The following is a 223-nucleotide window of genomic DNA, read 5'->3' on the forward strand; positions in this document are numbered from 1 at the left end:
TTTAATCGATCGCAAATCACGGTTCCTTTGGGCATACCGGTTAAAAGATCGGACGACAGCGACTGTTAATGCAGCACTAACTAAGTTCCTAACCACTTTTAATGGTCCGGTGCACAGCTTTACTTTGGACCGTGGCACTGAGTTTAGTGGGCTAGTATCACTTGAATCACAATATGGTATTAAGACCTATTACTGCCATGCTTATACTCCAGCTGAACGTGGT

General features: G+C 43.9%; 1 protein-coding gene. It reads left to right on the forward strand.

Going from position 1 to position 223, the window contains the following annotated elements; translation table 11 throughout:
* On the forward strand, positions 1–223 hold a 223-nt coding region (locus FC26_RS08630), incomplete at both ends, for a DDE-type integrase/transposase/recombinase (protein WP_157061148.1).

Source organism: Paucilactobacillus vaccinostercus DSM 20634 (assembly GCF_001436295.1).
In the GTDB taxonomy this organism is placed as follows: domain Bacteria; phylum Bacillota; class Bacilli; order Lactobacillales; family Lactobacillaceae; genus Paucilactobacillus; species Paucilactobacillus vaccinostercus.